At 61.2% G+C, this 24182-nt stretch carries 27 protein-coding genes; 20 read left to right on the top strand and 7 right to left on the bottom strand.

Translation table 11 applies throughout. The features are described from left to right. The first annotated feature begins 14 nt into the window (after positions 1-14). The 9 genes from tsaB (at position 15) to Clow_RS02450 (ending at position 7039) form a co-directional block, all read left to right on the top strand. Entirely contained in the window at positions 15-698 is a 684-nt protein-coding gene (gene tsaB / locus Clow_RS02410) for a tRNA (adenosine(37)-N6)-threonylcarbamoyltransferase complex dimerization subunit type 1 TsaB (protein WP_055175696.1), read from the top strand. Beyond that, on the top strand, positions 677-1144 hold the full coding sequence (rimI, locus tag Clow_RS02415; protein ID WP_055175698.1) for a ribosomal protein S18-alanine N-acetyltransferase: 468 nt from the start codon (positions 677-679) through the stop codon (positions 1142-1144). The genes tsaB and rimI overlap by 22 nt, the downstream gene beginning before the upstream one ends. Then, positions 1141-2184 (top strand): tRNA (adenosine(37)-N6)-threonylcarbamoyltransferase complex transferase subunit TsaD, encoded by a 1044-nt coding sequence (gene tsaD, locus Clow_RS02420; RefSeq protein ID WP_055175701.1) that lies wholly within the window; start codon positions 1141-1143, stop codon positions 2182-2184. The genes rimI and tsaD overlap by 4 nt, the downstream gene beginning before the upstream one ends. A gap of 93 nt (positions 2185-2277) precedes the next feature. Beyond that, on the top strand, positions 2278-3246 hold the full coding sequence (locus tag Clow_RS02425; protein WP_055175704.1) for an ABC transporter ATP-binding protein: 969 nt from the start codon (positions 2278-2280) through the stop codon (positions 3244-3246). Beyond that, positions 3243-3977, top strand: a complete 735-nt coding sequence (locus tag Clow_RS02430; protein ID WP_069724549.1) for a hypothetical protein — start codon at positions 3243-3245, stop codon at positions 3975-3977. Before Clow_RS02425 ends, Clow_RS02430 begins: the two co-directional genes overlap by 4 nt. Further along, a complete protein-coding gene (locus Clow_RS02435) occupies positions 3977-4753 on the top strand; it encodes an ABC transporter permease (protein WP_055175710.1) in 777 nt (258 codons plus the stop codon). Before Clow_RS02430 ends, Clow_RS02435 begins: the two co-directional genes overlap by 1 nt. Before the next feature lie 80 nt (positions 4754-4833). Further along, positions 4834-5214, top strand: coding sequence for a hypothetical protein (locus Clow_RS02440; protein WP_069724550.1), 381 nt, complete (start codon positions 4834-4836; stop codon positions 5212-5214). A 36-nt stretch (positions 5215-5250) separates the two neighbouring features. Beyond that, positions 5251-6540, top strand: coding sequence for an MFS transporter (locus tag Clow_RS02445; RefSeq protein WP_069724563.1), 1290 nt, complete (start codon positions 5251-5253; stop codon positions 6538-6540). Then, on the top strand, positions 6530-7039 hold the full coding sequence (locus Clow_RS02450) for a GNAT family N-acetyltransferase (RefSeq protein ID WP_055175722.1): 510 nt from the start codon (positions 6530-6532) through the stop codon (positions 7037-7039). The genes Clow_RS02445 and Clow_RS02450 overlap by 11 nt, the downstream gene beginning before the upstream one ends. Here the strand turns inward: Clow_RS02450 and Clow_RS02455 are convergent. Next, positions 7036-8421 (bottom strand): amino acid permease, encoded by a 1386-nt coding sequence (locus Clow_RS02455; RefSeq protein ID WP_055175725.1) that lies wholly within the window; start codon positions 8419-8421, stop codon positions 7036-7038. The two genes, Clow_RS02450 and Clow_RS02455, sit on opposite strands and share 4 nt — an antisense overlap. A gap of 220 nt (positions 8422-8641) precedes the next feature. On the opposite strand from Clow_RS02455, the gene groES reads away from it, so the two are divergent. From groES to Clow_RS02470, 4 genes are all read left to right on the top strand, one after another. Then, the gene (gene groES / locus Clow_RS02460) at positions 8642-8941 is read left to right on the top strand and encodes a co-chaperone GroES (RefSeq protein WP_055175727.1); all 300 of its coding nucleotides are present in this window, start codon (positions 8642-8644) and stop codon (positions 8939-8941) included. A gap of 10 nt (positions 8942-8951) precedes the next feature. Beyond that, positions 8952-10565: a chaperonin GroEL gene (groL, locus tag Clow_RS02465; protein ID WP_055175730.1), complete on the top strand. Its 1614-nt coding sequence runs from the start codon at positions 8952-8954 to the stop codon at positions 10563-10565. 380 nt (positions 10566-10945) lie between these two features. Continuing rightward, positions 10946-11314 (top strand): hypothetical protein, encoded by a 369-nt coding sequence (locus tag Clow_RS11885; protein ID WP_169786560.1) that lies wholly within the window; start codon positions 10946-10948, stop codon positions 11312-11314. A 44-nt stretch (positions 11315-11358) separates the two neighbouring features. Further along, positions 11359-11661, top strand: coding sequence for a pentapeptide repeat-containing protein (locus tag Clow_RS02470; RefSeq protein WP_169786561.1), 303 nt, complete (start codon positions 11359-11361; stop codon positions 11659-11661). Positions 11662-11750: 89 nt separating this feature from the next. Here Clow_RS02470 and Clow_RS02475 read toward each other — a convergent pair whose 3' ends face one another. Genes Clow_RS02475 through Clow_RS02485 form a run of 3 tightly spaced genes read right to left on the bottom strand, consistent with a single transcriptional unit; the run spans position 11751 to position 15006 of the window. After that, entirely contained in the window at positions 11751-12221 is a 471-nt protein-coding gene (locus tag Clow_RS02475; protein ID WP_055175736.1) for a hypothetical protein, read from the bottom strand. Next, positions 12205-13008 carry a MurR/RpiR family transcriptional regulator gene (locus Clow_RS02480; RefSeq protein ID WP_156334540.1) on the bottom strand — a complete coding sequence of 268 codons (804 nt, stop codon included), beginning with the start codon at positions 13006-13008 and terminating at the stop codon, positions 12205-12207. The genes Clow_RS02475 and Clow_RS02480 overlap by 17 nt, the downstream gene beginning before the upstream one ends. Before the next feature lie 51 nt (positions 13009-13059). Beyond that, positions 13060-15006 carry a PTS sugar transporter subunit IIBC gene (locus tag Clow_RS02485; RefSeq protein ID WP_082418501.1) on the bottom strand — a complete coding sequence of 649 codons (1947 nt, stop codon included), beginning with the start codon at positions 15004-15006 and terminating at the stop codon, positions 13060-13062. Positions 15007-15222: 216 nt separating this feature from the next. On the opposite strand from Clow_RS02485, the gene Clow_RS02490 reads away from it, so the two are divergent. Beyond that, entirely contained in the window at positions 15223-16092 is an 870-nt protein-coding gene (locus tag Clow_RS02490) for an endonuclease/exonuclease/phosphatase family protein (RefSeq protein WP_055175742.1), read from the top strand. Between the two features lie 2 nt (positions 16093-16094). Further along, positions 16095-17807, top strand: coding sequence for a glycoside hydrolase family 13 protein (locus tag Clow_RS02495; RefSeq protein ID WP_055175745.1), 1713 nt, complete (start codon positions 16095-16097; stop codon positions 17805-17807). Here the strand turns inward: Clow_RS02495 and Clow_RS11275 are convergent. Beyond that, entirely contained in the window at positions 17738-18088 is a 351-nt protein-coding gene (locus Clow_RS11275) for a WhiB family transcriptional regulator (RefSeq protein WP_082418475.1), read from the bottom strand. The genes Clow_RS02495 and Clow_RS11275 overlap by 70 nt on opposite strands. A gap of 251 nt (positions 18089-18339) precedes the next feature. On the opposite strand from Clow_RS11275, the gene Clow_RS02500 reads away from it, so the two are divergent. Genes Clow_RS02500 through Clow_RS11280 form a run of 4 tightly spaced genes read left to right on the top strand, consistent with a single transcriptional unit; the run spans position 18340 to position 20767 of the window. Beyond that, the gene (locus Clow_RS02500) at positions 18340-18900 is read left to right on the top strand and encodes a sigma-70 family RNA polymerase sigma factor (RefSeq protein ID WP_055175748.1); all 561 of its coding nucleotides are present in this window, start codon (positions 18340-18342) and stop codon (positions 18898-18900) included. Beyond that, positions 18900-19790 (top strand): hypothetical protein, encoded by an 891-nt coding sequence (locus Clow_RS02505; RefSeq protein WP_211256909.1) that lies wholly within the window; start codon positions 18900-18902, stop codon positions 19788-19790. Before Clow_RS02500 ends, Clow_RS02505 begins: the two co-directional genes overlap by 1 nt. A gap of 33 nt (positions 19791-19823) precedes the next feature. After that, positions 19824-20390: a Panacea domain-containing protein gene (locus Clow_RS02510; protein WP_211256910.1), complete on the top strand. Its 567-nt coding sequence runs from the start codon at positions 19824-19826 to the stop codon at positions 20388-20390. A gap of 23 nt (positions 20391-20413) precedes the next feature. Then, the gene (locus tag Clow_RS11280; protein WP_082418476.1) at positions 20414-20767 is read left to right on the top strand and encodes a type II toxin-antitoxin system death-on-curing family toxin; all 354 of its coding nucleotides are present in this window, start codon (positions 20414-20416) and stop codon (positions 20765-20767) included. A 51-nt stretch (positions 20768-20818) separates the two neighbouring features. Here Clow_RS11280 and Clow_RS02515 read toward each other — a convergent pair whose 3' ends face one another. Then, positions 20819-21874 (bottom strand): alpha/beta hydrolase, encoded by a 1056-nt coding sequence (locus Clow_RS02515; RefSeq protein ID WP_211256911.1) that lies wholly within the window; start codon positions 21872-21874, stop codon positions 20819-20821. 203 nt (positions 21875-22077) lie between these two features. Continuing rightward, positions 22078-22449, bottom strand: coding sequence for a DUF5319 domain-containing protein (locus tag Clow_RS02520; RefSeq protein ID WP_055175759.1), 372 nt, complete (start codon positions 22447-22449; stop codon positions 22078-22080). A gap of 211 nt (positions 22450-22660) precedes the next feature. Here Clow_RS02520 and guaB point away from each other — a divergent pair, with 211 nt between their 5' ends. Beyond that, complete coding sequence (gene guaB / locus Clow_RS02525) at positions 22661-24178, top strand: IMP dehydrogenase (protein ID WP_055175761.1); 1518 nt, start codon at positions 22661-22663, stop codon at positions 24176-24178. Positions 24179-24182 lie beyond the last annotated feature (4 nt).

Here is a 24182-nt window from a genome sequence, read left to right on the forward strand (position 1 = left end):
CTATCCTTGGTGGCGTGTTAGTTCTCACCATTGATACAGCCACCGCGGACCTCGTGACGGGGATCGTGGATACCACCGAGCACACCGTGGTATCGCAGCGCATCTTCCGAGAGAACCGCGCGCACAACGAGCTGCTGGTGCCCACCATCAAGGAGATGCTGGCCGAAGAGGGGTTGCGCCTGGTGGAAATGCAGGCGATGGTGGTGGGCTGCGGCCCAGGGCCCTTTACCGGTTTGCGCGTGGGCATGGTGACCGCCGAGGCTCTGGGACACTCCCTGGGGCTGCCGGTACACGGGGTGTGCTCCCTGGACGCCATCGGCTACCAGTTGCGCGAGCATGCGACGGCGCTGGTGGCTACCGACGCCCGCCGCCGCGAGGTTTACTGGGCCACCTACGAATACGGAAAGCGGGCCGAGGGCCCCGATGTGGTGGCCCCGGAATCGCTCTCGGTAGCAACACCTGCGCACCTGAGTATCCCGGAACACCTGGTGGAGAAGTTGCCCGAGTTCCTGGCGGAGGTGCCGCGCAGCCACCTCGGACCCACCCCGGCCTCCCTCGTGGCGGTGGCCGATCTTCAGGCGAAACCCGAACCCCTGCAACCTTTGTACTTGCGCCGCCCGGATGCCAAGGAACCCAAGCAGGTGCCGCGTTCCCCCGCGATCCCGGAGGTGAATAAATGGTGGAGCTGCGAAGGCTAAGCGCCGCCGATGCCCCGCGTTGCGCGGAATTAGAGCAGATTCTTTTTCCCGGAGATAGCCCCTGGCCGGTGCAGGCTTTTGAAAAGGAGATACCCGATCCCTCCTCCTTTTATGTGGGCGCGACCGAAGCGGGGATACTCATTGGCTATGCGGGCCTGGCGGTGCTGGGACCGCGCGAATATCCCGAGTGCGAGGTGTACACCATCGCCGTGGCGCCCTCGCACCAGGGCAAGGGTGTGGGGCGCGCGCTCTTTGACCAGCTCTTACACACCGCCGATCGCTTAAGAGCCCCGGTGTTCTTGGAGGTGCGCACGGATAATGCCCCCGCGATTGGCCTGTATGAAAGTTGCGGTTTCCGCATTACCGGTACCCGCCCCAGGTACTATCAGCCCTCCGGGGCCGATGCGTACACGATGATGCGCGAGGCTACTGTTAAAACATCATGATTATCCTCGGTATTGAAAGTTCCTGCGATGAAACCGGCGTGGGAATAGTGCGCCTGAGCGCCGATGGTCGCGTGGAGGAATTGGCCAATGTGGTGGCCTCCTCGATGGAGCAGCACGCCCGCTTCGGCGGCGTCGTCCCGGAGATTGCCTCGCGCGCGCACCTGGAGGCGATGGTTCCCGTCATGCGGGAGGCACTGGATAGGGCTGGCATTGAGCGTCCCGACGCCGTGGCGGCCACCGTGGGGCCGGGCCTGGCCGGGGCGCTGTTGGTGGGGGCGTCGGCAGCCAAGGGCTATGCAGCGGGCTGGGACGTGCCCTTCTACGGGGTGAATCACCTGGGCGGGCACGTGGCGGTGGCTAACCTGGAGGGCGCGCCGCTGCCGCACTCGGTGGCGCTGCTGGTCTCCGGCGGGCACACCCAATTGCTAGAGGTGGAGGCCGTGGGCAGGCCCATGAAGGAATTGGGTTCTACGCTGGACGACGCCGCCGGTGAGGCCTATGACAAAGTGGCCCGCCTGCTGGGGCTGGGCTATCCCGGTGGCCCGGTGATTGATCGGCTGGCCAGCCGGGGCAACCCCAAGGCCATCGCGTTCCCGCGCGGTTTGACCAAGCGCACGGACGAGGAGCGCGGCCACCGGCATGACTTCTCCTTTTCTGGCCTAAAAACCGCTGTAGCCCGCTACGTGGAGGCCGCCGAGCGTGAGGGTCGCGTGATCTCCGTGGAGGACGTGTGTGCCTCTTTCCAGGAGGCGGTGTGCGATGTGCTCACTATGAAGGCGGTGCGCGCCTGTAAGGATGTGGGTGCCACGGTGCTGCTGCTCGGCGGGGGAGTGGCGGCTAATTCCCGGCTGCGGGAGCTTGCAGGGCAGCGCTGCGCGGAGGCCGGGATCGAATTGCGCGTGCCCAGCTTCCCACTGTGTACGGATAACGGGCTGATGATCGCCACGGTGGCCGCGCAGTTGATTCACGAGGGGGCACAACCCTCGGGGCTGAGTGCGGGTACCGATCCCTCCTTGGAGGTGGAGGTTCCCCTCATATAGCCATTGACTTTGAGAGTTGGGTCACTATAATTTTGGGATAGTGTTTCCTTGAAGGCGGGTGCATGCCCGTCTTTTCTCGTTGAGGGGTGATTCATGGGCGAGCCCATACTGCGCGTCGATTCCCTGCGCAGAGACTTCGCCGGGGGTTCGCGCCGGGTGTTCGATGGGGTGAGTTTTTCCGTGGGCGCCGGAGAGATCGTGGGCCTGCTCGGCCCCAACGGGGCGGGGAAAACCACCACCGTGCGGGTGTGTTCCACGTTGCTCACGCCCACCTCGGGGAGCGTGGAGGTGTGCGGTATCAGCGTCACCGCGCACCCGCGCCGGGCCCGTCGCCACATCGGCGTGGTGCTTGGCGGGGAACGCGGCTTCTACCTGCGCGCCTCGGCGCGCGATAACCTACTTTTCTTCGCAGACATCTTAGGCGTGCCCGGCGCGCAGCGTCGCAAGCGGGTGGACGAGGTGCTGCGCATGGTGGAATTAAAGGACCGGGAGCATGACCCCGTGGAAAACTACTCCCGGGGCATGCGGCAGCGCCTGCACATCGCGCGCGGGTTGCTGCATGAGCCCGAACTCCTCCTTCTCGACGAGCCCACCAACGGCCTGGACCCCGACATTGCGGAGGGCATTACCGCGCTTATCGACGCCCTCGCTCACCAGCACGGCACGGCCATCGTGCTCACCACGCATCTTTTGGGTGAGATGGAGAAGTTGGCCGACCGTATTCACGTGCTGATGAAGGGCCGCATTGGGGTATCGGGCACGGCCCGCGAGATCGCCCAGGCCGCAGGCGTAGAGAGCATATCCACCTTTACTCTCGACGCCGAGGTGGGGGAGGAGGCGTGCCGGCGCTTGCAGACGGGAATAGAGGCGATGAGTGGAGTCACGCAGGTGCGTTTCCGCCGGGTGGATACGCGCTTCCTGTTCACGGTGGCGTGGTCTATCGGAGATTCGGAGGCCCGCATGAGTGAGGTGGCCCTGGATAAGGGGCTGTACTTGGACGATGTAGTCACTCGCCCGCCCAGCCTGGAGGAGGGCTACTTGGCCCTGGTGAGGCAGCAATGATGCCTCTTATCCGCGCCTTGTATTTTCATTTTCGGCTTTTTGCCCGCACTCCGTACTTTGTGCAATTGGCTGTGACCTCCACGGTGTCCATTTTCGTTTTGCAGCTCCTCGGCGCTCGCTATGCGGGAGTGGCAGAGGGGGAGTTGTGGCTGCGCTCCGCCCTGGTGGGCATGTGGGCGGTGAGCACGGTTTCTGCGGGAATCATCGGTTTTCAGCGCTTTCAGGGCACGCTGGCCTATCTGCTTTTGGGGCCGTATCATCCGGCTAAGGCGCTCTTTCCCCTGGTAGCGGCCAGTTCCACCTTTGGGCTGCTGGCCTTTCCATTGGCCTGGGTCTGTGCGGCTATCAGTGGGGCGGAGATGGCCTATCCCGGTGGTGCGGCTCTGCTGCTGGGGATCGTTCTGTGCTGGGTTTCCTGCGTATCGGTGAGCGTGGTCATCGCGCCGCTTTTTGTGCTCACCCCCAACGCCATCACCTATGAGCCGCTGCTCAATATTCCCATCGTGTTGCTCAGCGGCATGGTGGGGTATGGCGCGGTATCCGGGGAGTTCGCCCAGGCGGGCAAAGCTATTCCTATCTTCTGGGCGGCCAGGGTGCTGCTCGATGGGGATATGGCTTCCGCTCCGGTGGCCTGCGCGGTGGCCCTGGCCTGGGGCGCGGTGGCAGTGCTCTTACTCAACCGCATGGTGCACCGGGCCACGGTACGCGCCTCCTTGGAGGTGGTGGGCTGATGTGGCGTGAATCCAGAATGGCCGTGGCGCTGCGGGTGGCTCGCACCAGCGCGCCCTCGCTGCGCACCGTGGGCACGGCGCTGACCACCCTGGCCTTTATCCCGCTGCTGGAGGTTGCGTTATTGGTGACGGTGGCGCGCTCCTTCGACGTCCCTGGGGCGGCCACGGTGGCCTATGCGGGCTTTGTGGTTTCCGCCCTGGGCATGGTGGTGGGCCAGGTGGTTGGGGCCGTGGTGCGCGATCGCGGCATCGGCGTGGTGGAGGAGGCCCTGGCGGTGGCACCGTGGTCGCTCACCTATTGGGGTGGCAAACTCTTCCTGCCTGCGGGCATTGCCCTGCTCACCTCCGCCATGGGCTGCCTGGTGGTGTGGGCCGTAGAACCCAGCCACAGCGCGCGGGTGCTGGGTGTCGCGCTGCTCGGCGTGTTCATGGCGGTGCTGGTGGGCTGCTGCGTGGGCTTGGCCTGCTGCGCGGTGGCGCTGACGGGGCGCGATCCCTTCATGGCCGCCAACGTGCTCGGCGCCCTGCTTCCCGTCACCGCCGGGGTGATCGCTCCGCTGTCCTCCTATCCCGGCTGGTTGCAACCCGTGAGCGCCGTGCTACCGGGCACGTGGTTGGTGCAGTGGCTGCGCGACGCCACCTCGGGGCAGGCGAGCGCGTGGCCGCTGGTGGCGGAGGCGTCGATAGCTATTGCTTGGGCTCTTGGTGGAGTGGCGGGCCTGTACGTGGCGTGGTCGCGCATGCGCTCGGGCAAGTACAGCGGTGAGGTGCTCTAAAGGATACGGAGGGTAAACAGCGCGTGAAATCTTGGTGGCATCTATAGCCAGCGTGAGGCGAAGGCTTTAGCATCGCAAGAGTGACCCAAGGAATCCTTATCACCCCGGACTTCACTTTCCGCGCCGTGGCGGTGGAACTGAGTGAGCTGCGCGAGGCCGAGGCCACGCCCGTATACCTGGACGAATCCACGCCTTTTGTGGCCTACCCGGTGGAGGACGCCGGTGCGCCCAACCCGGCGGCGTCGATGGCACGCAATCAGCAGTCCACCGGTAACCCGGCTTTCTTTGCCGATCCCACCAAGGCGCTCGTTGGCGACGTCGTATGCGTGCGCGCCGATGGCAGCGATGTCACGGAGGAAAACCTCGATGCCGCCGGGGAGATTGTGCGCGCGGCCCAGGCCTATAGCGAGGATTACCCGGAGGAATACGCCCTGTGGAAGGCCGCTGCGGGAAATATTTAGCGTATGAGCGTGGCCGAGGGGCTACCCTTGGCCACTATGGTTGGAAACCTGCTGCGTAGTCCCCGCCGTCGATCTATGGCGGTGGCCGCTTTCGGCACGGTGGTGGAGTGGTATGACTTCTCCCTTTTCTTTTATGTTTCCACGTATCTTGCCGTAGCTTTTTATGCGCCCTACGAGGGGTCTTTTCTTCTATCACTCGCCACGGGGGCGGTGGGTTTTCTCTTTAGGCCCCTGGGTGCGATGGTCTTTGGGCACATTGGAGATCGCCTGGGCAGGCGGCAGGCCTTGGTTATTTCCGCAGGTCTCATGGCAATATCTATGTTCGGCATTGCGCTCATGCCCACGCATGAGGTGATGGGAGGATGGGCCGCCGCGGGAGTGGTGCTGCTGCGTTGTCTGGCGGGATTTTCCGTGGGGGCGGAATACACCGGAATTATGGTGTATTTGATGGAATCCGCCCGCGATGATCGCCGTGGTTTTGCCGCGAGTTGGGCTGCCGCAAACTCCGAGGTGGGAGGACTCTTAGCGGTGGGGCTCAGCGCGGGATTGGCCGCCGTACTTTCGCCCGAGAATATGCAGGGGTGGGGCTGGCGGCTGCTTTTTATCATCGGTGGTCTCTTGGCCGCGGCCATGATTCCGCTGCGCAGGCTCATGGTAGAAACGGATTCTTTTAACGAACAGCAGGAAAAGAAGCAGCCCGCGTCCCCGCTGATTGAGGTGCTGCGCACTCATCCCCGCGCGGTTCTCGTGGCTTTTCTCATCTCTACGGTGGGCTCGGCCACGTACTTCCTCAACATCACCTATGTGCCCTCGTACCTCGATGAGGCCACGGATTTTGATACCTCGGAGTCGCTTTTCTTGGGAGCCTTGGCCGCCGTGGTGGTCATCGCTGTGACCCCCTTCGTGGGCCTAGCGGCAGATCGCTATGGTCGGCGAATCTGCTTTGTGCTCATCGGCCTTCTCGCCGTGGGCGGGGCGATACCGGCCTATCTGCTTTTCCAGGGAGCGAGCACGCAGTTGGCCCTCATCGGTATAGCGGTGCTGGCTATCCCGGCGGCGGGATGGTCGGCGGTGGCGGCCTCTGCGGTTCCAGAGCAGTTCTCAGCCTCCGGGCGCTTTTCCGGTATGGCCATTGGCTATAACCTGGCGGTAGCGCTCTTCGGTGGGTTCTCCCCGATGATCGTGACCTGGCTGATGGATAGCACCGGCAATCCCCTCGCTCCTGCCTACTACGCGGCCATTCTGTGCGCCCTGGCCGGGATACCGGCGATCATGCTCATGCGGGAGCGGGCGCGAGTACCACTAGGAGTAATTGATGGAAACTAAGCGGTTGATTCTGCGTCCGTGGCAGGAAGAAGATAGTGCGGAACTATTCCGCTACGCCTCTGATCCTCTCGTGGGGCCGCGGGCGGGCTGGCCGGTGCACGAGAGCGTGGAAGATAGCCGCGCAAGCATCGCGGGAGTATTGAGCGAGCCGGGGACCTACGCCATCGTGCTTAAGGAGACGGGCCTGCCGATTGGTTCCATCTCTTTGCATACCGGCAGCGCCACCGAGCTCACCGATAGCCCCGATGAGGCCGAGCTTGGCTATTGGGTGGGCGTTCCTTATTGGGGCCAGGGAATTATGCACGAGGCCGCCCGCCGCCTTATCCGTTATGCGGTGGAGGAACAGGGAATCACGGTGCTGTGGTGTAGCTCCAACGCCGATAATGCTCAATCACAGCGGGTACAGGAGAAACTGGGCTTCCGCCCGCACAGCCGTACTCAGGGCAAAGAGGGTGAGCAGGGCAAGGTCATCATGAGTCTGCCCCTTAAGCGCTGCTAGGCGCTGCGGGCCATCCTGCGCTGTTGCAGCACGCCTGCCACGCAAATGGCGGCCACCCACGCCAGCGCCGCGATGAGCCCGCCACGGGTATCCGCCGCCGAGGCCAGGGCCGCGCACATGAGCGCAAAGAATACGAGCAGGCCGATGGCCGTGCCGGTGCCACCGGGGGCGCGGAACTTAGAGGCACCGTGGGCGGCGGGCTCGCGGCGTCGATAGTTGAGGTAGGACCAGATGATCGCTGTCCACACCGCCACGAAGAGGGTGGCGGACATGGAGGTGACCATAGTGAAGGCCTCGATCACGCTATCGCCCACGGCCATGATGATGAGCGCGGAGAAAAGGAAAGCGCAGGAGAGGAAGAGCGCGTTGAGCGGCACGTGGCGCGAGGAGAGCTTGCCGAATACGCGGTGTGCCAGGCCCTTTTGAGCCAGCCCGTAGACCATGCGGGAGGTGGAATAAATGCCGGAGTTGGCCGAGGAGGCCGCGGAGGTAATCACCACGAGGTTGATGATGGTGGCCGCCGCCGGGATTCCAGTGAGCGCGAACATGGTGACGAAGGGGGAGTTCTCCGGGACGATCTCATTCCACGGCGTGACCATCATAATGACGGCCAGGGAGCCGATGTAGAACAGCCCGATGCGGAAGGGAATGGTGTTCACGGCCTTGGGTAGCACCTTCTCGGGGTCCTTGGTTTCCGCCACGGCGGTGCCCACGAGCTCGACGCCCACGAAGGCAAAGAGGGCGATCTGGAATCCGGTGACGAAGCCTCCGAAGCCATTGGGGAAGATACCGCCGTGAGCCCAGAGGTTCTCCACGGCGGCGTGGGAGCCGGATTGATTGGCGTGGCCCAGGCAGATCAACACGATACCCACGATGATGAGCACCACGATGGCAATGATCTTGATGAGGGCAAACCAGAACTCGGTTTCACCAAAGGCCTTCACGGTGAGCGCGTTGAGGAAAAACAGCAGGGCGATGGTGCCCAGAATGGGGAACCACATCGAGAGATCGGGCCACCAGAAGCGGAAATACCCGGTGATGGCCACGAGGTCGGCCACGGCGGTGACGATCCAGCACAGCCAGTACGTCCAGCTCACGGCGAAGCTGGCCCAGGCGCCCAGGTACTTGTGGGCGATGTCGGAGAAGCTGTGGAACTCCGGGTTCGCCAGGAGCAGTTCCGCCATGCACCGCATGAACATGAACAGGGCAAGGCCGATGATGGCGTACACCAGGAGGATAGAGGGTCCCGCCAGCGAGATCGTCTTGCCGGAGCCCATGAAGAGGCCGGTGCCGATGGCACCGCCGATGGCTATGAGCTGAATATGGCGATTGGTGAGGTGCCGTTGCAGTTCCTGCGGCTGGGTTGGGGGCGTGGCGGTCATGGGCGAAACCGTTTCTATCCGGTGAATGGTTTTTTCAAACTTTAGCGCATGGGCGTGGCGGCGGGGCCATTTTGGGATGAGAATGCTTGAACGCTGGCACTCACGGGGGTAGAGTGCCAGTCAGGTTGTCAGACACACAGTTGTTCACCCGCGACGACGGCTGTGCTGGCCATACACAACCGGCACAATCAATAAGCACTTCCCATATGGAGGAATAACAGTGGCAAACGTGAACATCACCCCGCTTGAGGATCGCATCCTGGTTCAGATCGTGGAGGCCGAGACCACCACCGCTTCCGGCCTGGTCATCCCGGACTCCGCCAAGGAAAAGCCCCAGGAGGCCACCGTGATTGCCGTGGGTGCGGGCCGCTTTGATGAGAAGGGCGAGCGCATCCCCGTGGACGTCAAGGAGGGCGACACCGTGATCTTCTCCCGCTACGGCGGCACCGAGATTAAGTACGAGGGCCAGGAGTACCTCATTCTCTCCGCGCGCGACGTCCTCGCCGTCGTCAGCAAGTAGGGGATAAAGCATGGCAAAGCTGATTGCATTTGACCAGGAGGCCCGCGAGGGTATCCTGCGCGGCGTCGATACGCTTGCCGACGCCGTGAAGGTCACCCTTGGCCCCCGCGGCCGCAACGTGGTGCTGGATAAGGCCTTTGGCGGCCCCACCGTGACCAACGACGGCGTGACCATCGCCCGTGACATCGACGTTGAGGACCCCTTTGAAAACCTCGGCGCGCAACTGGTGAAGTCCGTGGCGATCAAGACCAACGACATCGCCGGTGATGGCACCACCACCGCCACCCTGCTGGCTCAGGCCCTCATCACCGAGGGTCTGCGCAACGTGGCCGCCGGTGCCAACCCCATCGAGCTCAACCGAGGCATCTCCGCTGGCGTGGAGAAGGTCGTAGAAGAGCTGAAGGCTCGCGCCACCGAGGTCTCTGCGGCTAAAGACGTGGTCAACGTGGCTACCGTTTCCTCCCGCGATGAGGTCATCGGTGAGATGGTCTCCGGCGCGATGGAGAAGGTGGGCAAGGACGGCGTGGTGACGGTGGAGGAATCCACCTCCATCGAGTCCTCCTTGGACGTCACCGAGGGCGTTTCCTTTGATAAGGGCTTCCTCTCCCCGTACTTCATCACCGACACCGAGGCGCAGCAGGCGATTCTAGAGGACGCCGCGGTGCTCCTGGTGCGCAACAAGATCTCCTCCCTGCCGGACTTCCTGCCGATCCTGGAAAAGATCGCGGAATCGGGCAAGCAGGCGCTCATCATTGCCGAGGACATCGAGGGCGAGCCCCTTCAGGCCCTCGTGGTGAACTCCCTGCGCAAGACCATCAAGGTCGCCGCCGTGAAGTCCCCCTACTTCGGGGAACGCCGCAAGGCCTTCATGGATGACCTCGCCGTGGTCACCGGGGCCACCGTGGTAGACCCGGAGGTGGGCGTGAACCTCTCCGAGTCCGGCACCGAAGTGCTGGGTGCCGCCCGCCGCGTGACGATCACCAAGGACCAGACGGTGATCGTGGACGGCGCCGGTACCGCCGAGGCGCTGGACAACCGCCGCGAGCAGATCCGCCGCGAGATCGAAAACACCGACTCCACCTGGGACAAGGAGAAGGCCGAGGAGCGCCTGGCCAAGCTCTCCGGTGGCGTGGCCGTGATTAAGGTGGGCGCCGCCACCGAGACCGAGGTAGGCGAGCGCAAGCTGCGCGTGGAGGACGCCATCAACGCCGCCCGCGCCGCCGTGCAAGAGGGCATCATCGCCGGTGGTGGCTCCGTGCTCGTGCAGATCGCGCACGAACTGGAGGCCTTTGCCGAGCAGTTCGAGGGTGAGGCCAAGACCGGCGTGCTGGCCCTTTCCCGTGCACTGGTGAAGCCCGCCTACTGGATCGCTGAGAACGCGGGCCTGGACGGCGCCGTGGTGGTGGCTCGCACCGCCGAGCGCGCCAACGGCGAGGGCTTTAACGCCGCCACTTTGGAGTACGGCAACCTCATCGAGCAGGGCATTATTGACCCGGTGAAGGTGACCCACTCCGCCGTGGTGAACGCTGCTTCTGTGGCGCGCATGGTTCTCACCACGGAGGCCTCCGTGGTGGAGAAGCCCAAGGAGGAGGAAGCCTCCGCCGAGGGGCATCACCACCACTAGAAAAGCCGTGGGCTTGTGATAGGTACCCGCTTTCCTGTGATGTGACTAGCATAGGAAAGCGGGTTTCATTATAGATTTTATCTGACTTATTGCATAGGAAATCTATAGATGCGGTCGCGGCGTGCATGTATTTTTGTTCCATGAGGAAAAATTATTTCATCGGTGTCATTGTGGCTGTAGCTATGATTTTTGCTGAGCCGCAAGTGGCTTCCGCGTCTATCGTTGAATAATTTTCCCGCTGTGAAAAATTTGAAAAACTTTGATTTTCCGGAACACTAAATCCCGCCGCCCTCATGGATCTTGTGGGGCAAGTTCCTTCTGGAAATATATTTCATAGCCCCTTGGCTGGGGTAGTGGGGAATCCTGGGGATTACGATATTATGGCTTCTTGGATAAGTATAGATGGCAAGCAGGTAATTCTCCAGCGGTTTGCAAAAAACAAAATAGAAAATAAGCATTTGCTGAGTATTAAAGCTGCGAAATATGTAACACAGGCTGCTCCAAACATAAAGCGAGAAGGCACTACCCATGTTTATTGGCTTCCAATTGATCGGATTCAATGTGGGGCGACGATCTTTAGCTGTAAGCCGGTTGAGAGGAGGGAAATGAAAGCTGTTGTAAACTATCGTGATCTGAAGGACGGAAGGGGAAGTATGGGTATGATTACTGCCTACTGCCCTTGGAGTCAGAAAGTTTATGGTAACGATCAATGTCCCGATTGGGTAAGGAGGTCTCCTCAGTTCCAATGAAGTCGGTGAAATCTGGAATCACTAGGCCGGTCCTTAAAGGCGGCATGATTGAAAGTATTAGCTTCGAGGGGGAAGATTTATCAAACCTTCTCTCTGGTTCTGCATATTTTAGATTGGTGAGTTTTGAGCGTGCAGTTTTGGTGAAGGCTAATTTTATTGGGTCGGAGTTTAAGGGTGTTTCTTTTGCCTTCGCTGATCTGCGTAGGGCTCGGTTCGACGCTACCAACGCCTATGACTGTGACTTTCGCGGTGCTGATGTGCGCGGTGCGCTTCTTCCCGGAAAACCGGAGGAGTATGCGCACCATGAGGGGATGATTTATGACGAAACTACGGAGTTTGAGTACTAGGCGGTGGGTTTGAGGATGGGGAGAGGGAGAACTTCCCACATATGCGGGAAGCTAGTGGGAAGTAGATAGGGGTAAACTACCGCCTCACCTCACCCCACAAGCCGAGAAAACTGAGCGAAGGCCACTAAGAGGCTTGCCAGGGCGATGAACACCAGCAGCGCCCCAGCCAAAAACCGCTGCTCGGGAGCTTCGGGAGCGCTAGCAGGATGGGAAGCCGTAGAAGCGCCCCCAATACGACGTCGATAAGCAAAGCCCAGGGCCACGGCCAGCCCCGCCCCGACGAGGTTCCCGGTGGCCACCTGCTGCACCACGGCGAAGAGGCAGAAGGGAAACGTCCAGGTGCTCTCCGTCCCAATCAGATGCAGCACGGCCGCCATGAGTATCCCCAAAAATGCCTGGGCAAAGGAGAGGGCGGCGATGGGGTCGGTCAGGAGCGCGCGCATGTCGGTGCCCGCCCCGATTCCCACCACTCCGGCGAAGAGGAGGAGGGCGGTGGCGCTGAGCAGCCAATACCAGATGATAATGGTGGCAAGGCGTTGGGGATTACTCAGCAGACTCATGGTTTTCCCTTTCCAGGCGGTGAGCCATATAGGCGCGGATGAGGTAATCCACGGCCACGTTCAGGCCGATGAGGGAGTAAAACTCGCCCACGTGCCACGGGGGATTGAGCGCGCTGGCGCAATAGTGAATATTCCACTGCGCGGCGGAGGCGAGGGGGTTATTGCTCAGTCGCGTGAGCGCGAGGGTGGGCACTCCGCGGAGGGAGGCGGCTCGGGGAATCTCAATGAAGTCTGGGTTGGTGCCTGCCAGGGAGATGAGCACGAGGGTATCGCTGGGCTTCATCATAGGCAGGCTCACCTTCATCTCGGTGAGATCGGTAATCACCGTGGCCTGCTTGCCGTTGGCCATGAGGGATTTGGCGAACTCGGAGGCCGCCAGGCGTTGAGAGGAGCCTGTACCCAGGCAATACACGGTATTGGATTGGTAGAGGCGCGCCACGATGGGCTCGATGGAGAGGGAATCGAGGTGGTCGAGCGTATCCAGGAGATCGTGGCGCTGAAGGGCCAGGGGATCGGGGGAGGGCTGTTCCTCCGATTGTCGCAGCGCGGTGCGGATAAAGTACTTCATCTCCGCGAAACCGGAGAAGCCCAGGCGTTTAGCCAGCCGCATGACGGAGGAGGTGGAGGTATAGGTGCGTTGGGCGATCTGCTGCACGGAGGCTTCGGCGGCCTCGTCCTGGTGGGCGAGGAGATAGGAAAGAATGTCCCGCTCGGTGTCGTTCCAGGTGCCCTGGGCGGAGGCCACAATGCTCTCTAGGTTCACGTATTCCTCCCCTGGCGTGGTCACACAGTTGCCTGCGTAGCATAGCAATGCGCACGGAAGGGGAGGAAGTATCTTTTACGCGCCGGCGTTCACCAGGTTCTCAAACTTGTCACGCACCTGGGGCACGTCCATCCCCACGATCACCTGAACCGCGGTGCCCTTATTCACCAGGCCGAGGGCGCCGGCTTCTTTAAACTCCTCCGCCGCGGCGATCTTGCTTGGGTCGGCCACGGAGACGCGCAGGCGGGTGGCGCAGTTGTTCACGTTGGTGATGTTTTCCGCACCGCCCAGCAGGCGCAGGAAGTCCACGGCACGCTGGGAGAAGGGATCGCTTGCCGACGCCCCGCCGTCGCCACCAGCAGTATCAGCAGCAGAGGTTTCGGCAGCATCAGCAGAAGCAGCCTCACCGGCAGAACCATCACCGGAGCCTCCTGCCACCAGCGCGTCGAACTTATCGCGCACCTGGGCCACGTCCATCCCCACGATCACCTGAAGTGCCTTGCCCTTATTCACCAACCCCAGGGCGCCGGCCTCGCTGAACTCCTCGGCGTCGGCCACCTTGCTCGGGTCGGCCACGGAGACGCGCAGGCGGGTGGCGCAGTTGTTTACGGAGGTGATGTTTTCCGCACCGCCGAGCAGGCGCAGGAAGTCCACCGCACGTTGGGAGAAGGGGTCGTCGGCAGCGGGCTTTTCCTGTTCCTTCTGCGGCGCCTTATTCTTCTTTGCCTCGCGGTATTCCTGCTTGGAGTAGAGCTTGACGTCCTTGTCATCCTCGCGGCCTGGCGTCTTGAGATTGAGCTTGAGAATAAGGAAGCGGAAGAGCAGGAAGTACACCACGGTGAAGCACAATCCCACGCCAATCTGCATGAGGTAGGTGGCGCTGTGCTGCGCCCAGAGGGGGATCCAGTTCTGCGCGGCGACGTCGATAAGCCCCGCGCCCATGTTCCCGGAGAGGCCGAACTGGTACATGATGCCCGTCATGAGGCCGGAGAGCACGGCGTGAGTGGCAAAGAGCACCGGGGCGACGAAGAGGAAGGTGAACTCTAGGGGCTCGGTGATACCGGTGAGCATGGCGGTGAGCACCACGGGAATGAGCAGGGCCAGGATGGCCTTGCGCTTTTCCGGCTTAGCGGTGGTGTAGAAGGCCGCCGCGATACCGATGGGGGCAAAGACCTTGGGGTTGCCGTGCAGGGCGAAGCCACCGCCGGGGAATTGCTCGTTGAGCGGAGCGCTGGATTCGGCGTAGGTGTTGAGGTTATTGACCCAGTGGGCCTGAATACCCTCGGGCACCACGGCGGGGCCAAAGACGAAGGGGGAGTACACAAAGTGATGCAGGCCGGTGGGAATGAGAATGCGCTCTAGGAAGGTATAAAGGCCCACGCCGAGGGAACCGGAGGTCACCAAAATGCCCTGGAGGGAGGAAATACCCGTCTGTACCTGCGGCCACACGAAGCACACCACGAGGGCCAGGGGCAGCATGATGAAGAGGCCCACGATGTACACGAATTGGCTGCCCTGGAAGATACCCAGGAACTCCGGGAGTTTCTTTTCAAAGTAGCGGTTGTGAATCCACACGGCCACGGCGGAAATGAAGATGGCGCCCAGGATGCCGGTATCGAGGGTCTTAATGCCCGCGATCATTTTCAGGCCGGATTCCCCGCCGGCCTCGGCGGCGTAATCAATGCCAAAGGAGGAACCAAAGACCTCCAAAAAGCCCGCCACAAAGTAATTGAAGGTGAGGTAGAGCAGCGCGGCCTCAAGCACGGCGCGCGCATTGGCCATCTTGGCCAGGGCGATGGGCAGCCCGAGCACAAAGAGCAGTTCCATTTGGTTGAACACGGTCCAGGCGCCAGATTCCCAGACCTGCCAGAAGTTACTCCACCAGGTGCCGGGTGCCGCCAGGGAACCCATGAGCTGCTCATTTTGGGCAATAATTGCCAGCGCTACGGCCAAGCCGGCCACGGCGAAGAGCATCACGGGGGCGAGCATGGCGCTGCCAAAGCGCTGCACTTTTTCCATCATGGTCATACACCTTTTCTTTCCAGGGCTTTCAGGGATACTTTAAAGCGCTCTGGCTCACAAACCACCCTCCGTGGAGGATTACGGCATAAGTTCCACGCTTTTGGCACAGATGCCCATTCCTGCGCGCAGATGTGCCCCTGGCGAAGCCGCCGCGGCTTTAGGGTGGCAGGCAGCCCTTCACTCAGCCGCCGAGCACAGCCCAAGGAGAACCCCGCCGTGAAGTTCCTCAGCCTCAATGCGCATAGTTGGTGCGAGGCGGATCAACCCGCCAAAATCATGGACACCGCACGCCTCATCGTGGCCGAGGGGATCGACGTGGTGGCGCTCCAAGAGGCCAATCAACTCCAAGAATCGGTGCCGTGGCGCTCCCCGCGCTTCCGGGGGCCGAGCACCCTAGAGATCGGCGCGGATAATTACGCCCAGGCGCTCGCGGAGGCTTGCGCTCACCTGGGCGAGGAATACGCCTGCTACTGGGTGGAGGCTCACCAGGGCTTTGGCAAGTACGACGAGGGCGTGGGGCTGCTGGTGCGCACCTCGGGCTCCGGGCTCGCCAACGCCAGGCTTGCCGACGCCCCCACGGTCACCGAGGTAGCGATCCTCGTGCTGGCCGAGCACCCTTATGAGGATGTGCGCCGCCGCGTGGCCCTGGCCGCGAAGGTAGACCCCTGGGGCTGGGTTATCTCTGGGCATTTTTCCTGGTGGCGTGCTCGCGGCGAGGAGCTCTTTGCGGGGGAGTGGGGGGTCGTCGATAGCTTTGCCGCAGAGCACGCGGGCGAGCGGATCTGCGTGCTGGGCGACCTCAACAGTCCCTGCACCGTGGAGGGAGAGGGGTACAGCCTGGTGCGCGCCGGGGGGTGGATTGATACCCGCGATGAGGCCCTGTTGGTGGAGGGACATGACACGATGGGGGGAAAGATTGCTGGCTGGGAAGGCTGCGAGCAGGGGGCGCGGATTGATTATGCGCTGGTGAATACGCCGGTGCGGGTGGACTCGCACCGCGTGGTTTTTGATGGGAAGAATACGCCGGTGGTTTCTGACCATTACGGCATTGTGGTGGAACTGGACGTTGACGGAGAAGGAGAATAAAGATGGAAAAGCAATGGTGGCATGATTCCGTGGTGTACCAGGTGTACCCGCGCAGTTTCCGCGATTCCAATGGCGATGGCATTGGCGATATTCCGGGTATTACTCAAAAGCTGCCCTACCTCAAGGAATTAGGGGTGGACGTGGTGTGGCTTTCCCCGGTGTATAGCTCGCCCAATGACGATAATGGCTATGACATCTCCGATTATCGCAATATCATGGCGGACTTTGGCACCCTAGAGGACTTTGATGCCATGCTGGCCGCCGCTCACGAGCTGGGCATCAAAATCATGATGGACCTGGTGGTCAATCACACCTCGGACGAGCATGAATGGTTTAAGCAATCGCGTTCTTCCCGCGATAATGCCTACCGGGATTACTACATCTGGCGCGATGCCGCCGGTTATGCCGACGATGGCACGCCCCTGCCGCCGAATAACTGGGGTTCGGAGTTCGGCGGGCCTGCCTGGGAGTGGGACGCGGAAACCGAGCAGTTCTACCTGCACATGTTCTCCCGCAAGCAGCCCGATTTGAACTGGGAAAACCCCGCCGTGCGCGAGGAAATCTTTGAGATGATCCGCTGGTGGCAGGATCGTGGCGTGGACGGCTGGCGGGTGGACGCCATCGGCACCGCCGATAAGCCCGAGGGCTTCCCCGACGATCCCTACCAGGAGCCGGGCCGGGTGACCTCCTCGATGAAGTTCGTGAATAACCGCCCCAAGGTGCATACCTGGCTCAATATGATGAACCGCCAGGCCTGGGCACGCGATAATGCTATGACGGTGGGCGAGCTCGATGGTCCCACGCCCGACCAAGGCGTGCTCTACACCGCGCCCGAGCGCCAGGAACTCAGCCAGATCATTCACTTCCAGCACGTGAGCCTGGGCAATAGCGAGCGCTTTGGTAAATGGAGCCTGGATCGCCCCGGCCTGGTGGAGCTCAAGGCCGTGTTGGATTCCTGGCAGGTGGAATTACACGGCAAGGGTTGGAACGCCCTGTACTGGGATAACCACGATCAGCCGCGCGCAGTCTCTCGCTTTGGCGACGATAGCGAGGCTTTCCGCGAGGTCTCCGCCAAGGCGCTGGCCACGGCGCTTTATCTGCAACAGGGCACCCCGTACATCTACCAGGGCCAGGAACTCGGCATGACGAACGTGGCCTTCCCCAGCATCGAGGATTACCGCGACCTCGATAGCGTGAACTGGTATCGCACCACGGTAGAGGAGCGCGGGGAACTCAGCGCCTCCGATGCCCTGGCCAGGGTGCATGCCCGCGGCCGCGATAATGCGCGCACCCCTATGCAGTGGAGCGCGCAGCCCCACGGCGGTTTCAGTGGCAGCAACCCGCAAAGCGAGCCCTGGATTGCGGTGAACCCCCGCTACACCGAGATCAACGCCGAGGCCCAGCAGGATGATCCGGCCTCCGTACTGAATTACTATCGACGCCTCCTCACCCTGCGCAAGGGCACGTTGCGGGAGGTGGTGCGCGAGGGCACCTATGAGCCGCTAGACCCGGAAAACTCGAGCGTGTACGCCTACCGGCGGGTGTGGGGAGGCCAGGAATTGACCGTGGTGGTCAATTTCACCTCTGAGGAGGTGGAGTACGAGCGCGCGGGGCTCGGGGAGAAGCAGCGGTTGGTGCTGAGCAATTACGAGGAAGCCGCCACCACGTCCACCCTGCGCCCCTGGGAGGCGCGGGTGTTGTTGAGTGAGGAATAGGAGTGGCGACGCTTACGCAGCTGCACCATGCGCTCTGATTCGCTCATGCCGCCCCAGATTCCGTAGGGCTCGGCTACACGCAGGGCGTGCTCCCGGCACAGTTCCATCACGGGGCAGGTCTGGCAGATGGCCTTGGCTTTATTCTCCCGGAGCGTGCGGGCACGCCCCCGCTCGCCGTCGGGATGATAGAAGATCTCGGAGTTCGCTCCACGGCAGGCGCCGTGGATTTGCCAATCCCAAAGGTCTGCATTGGGGCCAGGGAGCAGGTGAGGCTGCGGCATAGAAGAAGGTCTCCTTGCTACTGGTCTGAATATCAGAGGCGAGTGTGTACCTTCTTGGTGAACAGTAGATTGACAAATGGTTACCAGGGCGTAGCTAAGGCCTTTTAGGGTTTCTTGTAATCGCTTTCACCTGCACTTTCTCCTTAAGGTTAAAAGTAGGTGAACTTTTTATGGGTGCTTATGTTCGGTGCAAAAGGCATGGCTGGCGTATGCTTGATCGGTGCCCATCGCTGCCGAGAAAAGGATAGGACGTGAGCGAAGCCGAAGAAGAGCTACAGGCTCTCGTACCTGATGCGGTAGCGGGGGACCGTCACGCATTGCAGCGCATCATAGAGATCATTCATCCGCTGGTGCTGCGGTATGTGCGCGCCCGAATTAGCAATGGGCGTATTCCCGGAGCTGAGGACATAGCGCAAGATGCCTGCCTAGCCGTAGTACATTCCATTGAGCGCTACACGGATCGCGGACGCCCCTTTATGGCCTACGTGTACGGGGTGGTCAGCCACAAGGTAGCGGATGCCCGCAGAACCGATGTGCGCGATCAATCCCACCCCACAGATGAGGTGCCAGATTCTACGTCAAGGGAGGCGAATCCAGAGGAAGAAGCCCTGGTCACAGACGGTAGTAACAGAGTGCGCGAACTTCTCGATTCACTTAACGAGAAAGCCCGCGAAATCATCACGCTGCGGGTGCTCGTAGGTTTATCGGCGGAAGAAAACGCAGCCATCGTGGGAAGCACCCCGGGGGCTGTTCGCGTGGCGCAACACCGAGCGCTAGCGAGCCTTCGGAAAGAACTAGGACAAGGAGAGTGATGATGAACGATGATCGTCACCAGCAAGAGCTGGATCGCGTCGATGCTTTCCTTGACGACCTCTCCCAAGGCATAGACCCCAGCGAGGGCACGGACCCGTTGGCGGGCATGCTGCTGGAACTGCGTAGCGACGTCGCCAAGCCCATGCCGGAGCCCCCGCAACTGCAAGCGCAGGTGGTGGAGCTGAAAAAGCGGCGCATGAGCCCCGTTTTTGCCGGTTTGCTGGGTGCTGCCGCGGCCACCGTGGTGATCGCGGGCAGCGGCGCGGTGCTGTTTAATGCCGGGCCGGATTCCCCGCTCTATGGGCTTTCCACCACGCTTTTCCCGCGCAGCGAATCCTCGCATGATGTGGTGGAGCTCGCCAGCACTCTCGATGAGATGAATGATCTGGCAGAGCGCGGAGACATGGATGGGGTGCGCCTGCTCATCGAGCAAGCTCGATTCATGGCCAAGGACATTCAGGAGGCGGCGCGGGTGCCGCAGGAGGATGGCCGGCAGCCTGATTCCTCGGCGGGTGCTCCCCGCGGTGCGGAGCGGAATAATGCCAATCGCGACGCCGCTACGACGACGGTGACCGTGACCACCACGGTTCCCGCCCCGGGCTCTGAACAGCCGCAGCGCGAAGGCGAGCGGGCTCAACAACCCGCCCCTGCTCCGGCTACGGAACCGCGAGCGATGGTGACGGAGACCGTTACGCAGACGGTGACCACCACCGTGACCGTGCCAGGTGCAGGGCTGGGCGATAGCACAGGCGCGGGTGCGGTTTCCGATGGTGAGCCGCAGGCGGTGGACCCCACGGCGGGAGCGGCCTCGCCGGTTCAGGAAGCACTTGTAGGATCAAATCAAGATCAGACGGACTCCCTCGGCCAGCAGGAGGGGGCTGGGTTGTAATTACAGGGAGGTGGAACGGCCGTGGATAGGCGGGTGAGTGCTGTCGATGTGGCAGCATATATTGAGGGAATGGTCTCGCTGGACGAGGGGGGAGCGATGAAAATACAAAAACTTACCTATTATGCTCAGGCATGGTCGTTGGCTTGGAGGGGGATACCTCTTTTTGACGATGAAGTTCAGGCATGGCGTGATGGGCCGGTGGTTCCGAATTTATATCGGGAGAATAAATATAAGCGAGTGAACGGAAAGTTAGCCGCTGCTTCGAGAGATCTAAGCGATGTTCAAAAAGCTGTAGTGGAAGCGGTGGTAGATTTTTATGGAGATTTTTCCGCTCAGGAACTTTCTGACCGGACTCATAAAGAGGAACCGTGGCAGCGGGCTCGACGAGGTTTGAAGCAGGAAGAGCGGGGGAGAGAAGTAATTACCGTGAAAGAGATGCGAAACTTTTACATGAAGCAAGCGCTGATGGAGGAACGGCGTAGCGTTCCGAGTGCGCCTTCGGAGACTCTTTCCTCGGCAGACGTGGCGAAAGTGGAAGAAGTTGGCCGCCAGCAAGCGAAAAAGTGGGCTGCCACGCTTGAATGGCTCAAAGATAAGTGATAGATGTTCCGCTATGTCTGCCCATGAAAGATGTGGTCAGATTTAATGAAGAACTATGTGGAAGAAGTCCTACGCTTTTAGACGCAGGGAAGCTAGAGGCCGCTTTGGCGCGTCCGCTCCAAGAAGTTTTTGGAGTGATTCTTTATCCCACTATTATGGAGCGCGCTGCGGTATTGCTGGAAGGGGTTGCCAGGGCTCATGCGTTTATTGACGCTAATAAGCGCACTGCATGGTGGGCGGCCATGACGTATCTAGGGATACAGGGGATTAGTATTTCAGCTCGTTATGAAGAATCTGGCCAAGTAGTGATTGATCTCGTTGAAGGTCGTCATAATCATCACGACGTGACCTTATGGCTCATAGAGAATGCAGATTAAGTGGCTCCGAAGCCCCTTGTGGAATCTCGGTGCCACTCACCGGCAATACCGCTAAGCGTTCTCCTTAATCCACTCCTCAACGCGTGCGGCAACCTCATCGCTATTCTTATCCTGGAAGATAAAGTGCGTGTTACCCGTGATCCCCTCGGCGGGTAGATTGACGGTTACCGCGTTACCACCTGCCTCATTGAGGGCGGCGGTAAAATCGTAGGCGCTTTGGCGCATGCCCTGCCACATAGCGGTGGCTTGAACGGCGGTATCGCCATTATCAATGTAATCGCCATAGTAGAACGCCACGGGAATGTTCTTATCGGCAATGGCCCGGAACTCTTCGCTATCCACCGCCGGGGCGCTTCCTGGTTCAATGGCGACGATCGCCGCCACGTTGTCCGAGTAGCGGGCTGCCGTCCAGCCCGCATTTCCTCCTTGCGAATGAGTGACCAGGATGGGTTTCTTACCGGTTCGCTCATGGACTTCATCGACGGTCGCTGCCAGTGCGCGCGAGACAACCTCGTTGTCATAATCGGCGCCCATGTCTGATCGCATTCCCGTATCGGGGGTCATCTGGCGGAAGAATTGGTTGAGGGATTCCGCGTCGTTGGGGAATTGTGATCCCTCGTAGACTCGTGATTCTCCATTTTCCCAGCGCCCAATGCGGAATTGCGTGTACCACCGCTGGTCCAATGTCTTGGTGCTGATGTCGCCCGAGACGGATGTTTGCCCGGCCTCACCGCGGCGTGGCTGGTCTACAAGGTAGACGCTATGGCCCTGTTTGAGGAAGTAATCGGACCAGCCATCGCGGCCATCGGGGGTGGTCTGCCATCCCATGCGCGATTGTCCGTAGCCGTGGAGGAAAATCATCGGAAGCCCAGATTCATCCTCGGGAATCTGGTACAAGACGTTAGCGTGATCTACGTGAGAGGTTTGGCCTGCTCCTGTTTCCTCCCATTGATCTGCGGGATTGAAGGTTCCTTCGGAGGTGGTTACCGCGCCTCCTGCGGAGAATATTCCCTGATCGGCAATCTGTAGGGCTGTATTCTCGGGGCTCTCGGCGGAATTGTTTTCGGTATCGGTGGCGCAGGCGGTGAGGAGAATTGCTGTCCCCATTACTCCCATGAGGGTATTTATTCTATTTGATTTCATAATATTTTCTTTATCGAGTTTCACTCTTCCGCGTACCAAGCGGACCCGGTACAGAAGAAGGAGGAATAAATGCCTCCGGCGGTTGTGCTGGAGTGAGCGGGCCATGAGAGGTATTGTTTTCTCTCTGGTCCGTGCATACAAAGATAAAGGTTACCTCAAGGGCGGTTCTAACTATCCCGCATGCCATCGAGGTATCCCAGGGCGTAGTCCCAGGGAACGTAGGCGTGAATATCGGGGGCGGCGCCTGGCTCGTGCACGGGGCTGAGGGTGTTTTCTAGGGTCGCGCGCATGTTAGCGGCCAGAATATCCCAGCTAAAGTAATGGTTTTCCTCGCAGTCCTCGCAGAAGAAAAAGATACCTAGGATTCCCTTGGGTTCTAGCAGGGCCTTGAACTCGTGAACCAGGGCGAGGTCGCGCTCAATTCCCAAGCGTTCTTCGTCGGTCAGCGGCGGCATGGGCTCGTCACCGGCGAGGAACGAGGCGGGGTCGTTCGGATCGTCGGCAAAGGGGTCAAGCGGCATCTGAGAATCGAAGTTCACAAGGCCGATCCTATGATTAGGGTATACATACTGGCAATTCCCACGGCGTCGGCGGCTCAGCGGTGCCTGTGAGGTCGTGGAAACAGGGGACGAAAACAGGGGCCACGGGGGCGTCGATAGGCGGCGGGGAAGAGGCTTGGGGGTTATGCGGTTAGAGTATGTAGCAAGCGAAACGAGACCCTGCGGGGCCACCAACAGTGAGGAGAGTTTTATGGTGCAGCACGTGGTTACTGGCGGAGATGATCCCAATAAGGTGCTGCTGCGGGGGCTGACCTTCGACGACGTGCTTCTTCTGCCCGCAGAATCGAATGTTGTGCCCAGCGATGTGGATACATCCTCGCAGTTCACCCGCAATATCCGCCTGGGCCTGCCCATCGCCTCGGCGGCGATGGATACGGTGACGGAGGCACGCATGGCCATCGCAATGGCGCGCCAGGGCGGCATTGGTGTGCTTCACCGCAACCTGTCCGCCACGGAGCAGTCCGAGCAGGTGGAGATCGTCAAGCGCTCCGAGTCCGGCATGGTGACCGATCCGGTGACCTGTTCCCCGGAGATGACCATTGGTGAGGTAGACGCCCTGTGTGCCCGCTTCCGTATCTCCGGGCTGCCGGTGGTGGACGATGAGGGCATTTTGGTGGGTATTTGCACCAACCGCGATATGCGCTTTGAGCCGGATGTGAACCGCCGCGTGAGCGAGGTCATGACGCCCATGCCGCTGGTGAGCGCGCAGGAGGGCGTGACCAAGGAAGAAGCCCTGGAACTGCTCAGCGCCAATAAGGTGGAGAAGCTGCCCATCGTGGATAAGCAGGGCAAGCTGGTGGGCCTGATTACGGTGAAGGACTTTGTGAAGTCCGAGCAGTACCCCAATGCCTCCAAGGATTCTTCCGGCCGCCTGCTGGTGGCCGCGGGCATCGGTACCGGCGAGGATTCCTACGAGCGCGCGGGCCAGCTCGTTGATGCGGGCGTGGACGTGCTCATCGTCGATTCCGCCCACGCGCACAATAACCGCGTGCTGGAGATGGTCTCCCGCGTGAAGAAGGACTTTGGCGATCGCGTGGACGTGGTGGGCGGCAACCTCGCCACCCGCGAGGCCGCGCAGGCGATGGTGGACGCGGGCGCGGACGGCATCAAGGTGGGCATCGGCCCCGGCTCCATCTGCACCACCCGCGTGGTGGCCGGTGTGGGTGCCCCGCAGATCACGGCGATCTTGGAGGCCTCCGCTGCCGCCGCTCCGGCAGGCGTGCCCATCATTGCCGATGGTGGCATGCAGTTCTCTGGCGACGTCGCTAAGGCCCTGGCCGCCGGTGCCAGCACCGTCATGCTCGGCTCCATGCTGGCGGGCACCACCGAGGCCCCCGGCGACATCGTTGTGGTGGGCGGCAAGCAGTACAAGCGCTACCGCGGCATGGGCTCGATGGGGGCCATGCAGGGCCGCGGCCTGACGGGGGAGAAGCGCTCCTACTCCAAGGATCGCTACTTCCAGGCGGACGTGAAGAGCGAGGACAAGTTGGTGCCGGAGGGTATCGAGGGGCGCGTGCCCTTCCGCGGTTCCATCGACACCATCACCCATCAGATCGTGGGCGGTCTGCGCGCGGCGATGGGCTACACCGGCTCGGCCACCATCCCCGATTTGCAGAAGGCTCGCTTTGTGCAGATCACCACCGCTGGCCTGCGCGAAAGCCACCCGCACGACATCACCCAGACCGTCGAGGCCCCCAACTACCACTAATCCC

Origin of the sequence: Corynebacterium lowii (assembly GCF_001412085.1) — a bacterium.
Classification (GTDB): Bacteria; Actinomycetota; Actinomycetes; order Mycobacteriales; family Mycobacteriaceae; genus Corynebacterium; species Corynebacterium lowii.